2 protein-coding genes are annotated in these 1722 nt (G+C 53.7%); both read right to left on the minus strand.

The window, feature by feature from the left end; genetic code table 11:
- Nucleotides 1-704, minus strand: a 704-nt coding sequence (locus tag NTW95_01865; protein ID MCX6556170.1) for a hypothetical protein, incomplete at its 3' end; no start/stop codon positions are given.
- Nucleotides 705-841: 137 nt separating this feature from the next.
- On the minus strand, nucleotides 842-1722 hold an 881-nt coding region (locus tag NTW95_01870), incomplete at its 5' end, for a sigma 54-interacting transcriptional regulator (protein MCX6556171.1).

A 1722-nucleotide genomic window follows, 5' to 3' on the forward strand; every position in this document is an offset into this window, starting at 1 on the left:
AATGGCGTGCCGGTTAATGTTCCCGTTCCTGCGCCGGCTTTCACGACATCCAATCTACGAAAGGGCGTGAACGTTGCCGTGGCGCTTTTTGTCGTATTCATGGTCAAACCGCACAGCCCCGTGCCGGAGCACCAATCACCGGACCAGCCGGTGAAGATGTTGCCTGCCTCGGGAGCGGCGGTCAGGGTCACTGCTGTGACGCCGGTGTAATTTGCCGAGCAAGTCGTCGATCCGCAACTGATCCCCAATGGCGAGCTTGTGACGGTTCCAGCTCCTGTGCCTGCTTTGGATACCATCAGCGTCATGCAAATTATCTCAGGGGTAGGAATCGATTCGAGACCCCGCGTATCAACAGCCGTAACAACAAAATAATAATCTTTACTGCTGTCTATAAAATGAAGAGTAATTTGAGTATTGCTTTTCTCGATCGTAATTGGTTTTGCGCCGGGTTTAGGAACTGAGATCGGAACTCCTGCCAGAAGCGTGTATGACGCTGCATAATCGGCATTATCTAATGATTCTGTATTGCCAGCGGTTGTATAATAATAGACTTTGTACGATTGGAGATAAGGGTCATCAATGCTTTTATCCCATTGCAGTGTAACATCCCGTTCTTCGGCATAGCACGGATATACAAGGCAAAGGGATATTAAAAAAACAAGGGTTGCGCTTTTTAAATATGACAACACACCTAATCCTTTCATATAAGAACGACTCTCATGTAAGAATGCTAACATATATCTTAGCCAGCGTCAAAATAAGAATAAGGCCGTAATCCACCCTCAACTTTTGGATGGACGGGTTTAGGAAGAACAGAAGAGAAAGAGACAAGGCCGGGAATTTATTCCTTCGGGATTCCAAACTTTTCCATCAAATCATACAGGGTAGGGCGGCTGACGCCCAGCTCTGCAGCGGCCCTGGTCAGGTTGCCCTTGTTGCCGGACAGGGCCTTTGCAAGCAGCTCTTTTTCCAGGGATTCACGGGCTTCCTTGAGCCCCATGTTTTCGTACTTCGACCCGGGCGCGTGAACCACAGCGGGGGCCGCGTCTGCCATATCCAGATGTGCGGGGATAATCTTCACCCCCTCGGCAGCAGGGGCCGCCTCCGCCATGTCCAGATCCGCTGGAGTGATCTTCGCCCCCTCGGCCATGATCACGGCGCGCTTGATGCGGTTCTCCAGCTCCCGAACGTTTCCCGGCCATTCATACTGCGCGATGGCGGCAATCGCCTGATCGTTGAACCCATTGATCTTTTTCCTGTTTTCATCTGCGTAGCGCGCCAGGAAGGCCTTGGCCAGCAGGATAATATCCCCTCCCCGCTCCCTGAGGGGCGGCAGGGACATCAGGATGACCCCGAGGCGGAAGTAAAGATCCTCCCGGAAGCTTCCATCCTTCATGGCCTCTTTGAGATCGCGGTTCGTGGCGGCAACCACGCGGGCATCCACGTCGATCTGCTCCCGGCCGCCGACTCGTTCAATCACCCGCTCCTGCAGGAAGCGAAGCAGTTTCACCTGTAAAGCCAGCGGCAGCTCGCCGATCTCATCCAGAAAAAGGGTGCCCTCCTCGGCCATTTCAAAGCGCCCCTTGCGCTGGATGTGCGCCCCCGTAAAGGCGCCTTTTTCATGGCCGAAAAGTTCGCTTTCCAGCAGATTTTCGGGAATGGCGCCACAGGTGATCACAATGAACGGCTTCGCTTGGCGGACGCTGAGCCGGTGCATGGCTC

The organism is Candidatus Aminicenantes bacterium (assembly GCA_026393795.1).
In the GTDB taxonomy this organism is placed as follows: domain Bacteria; phylum Acidobacteriota; class Aminicenantia; order UBA2199; family UBA2199; genus UBA2199.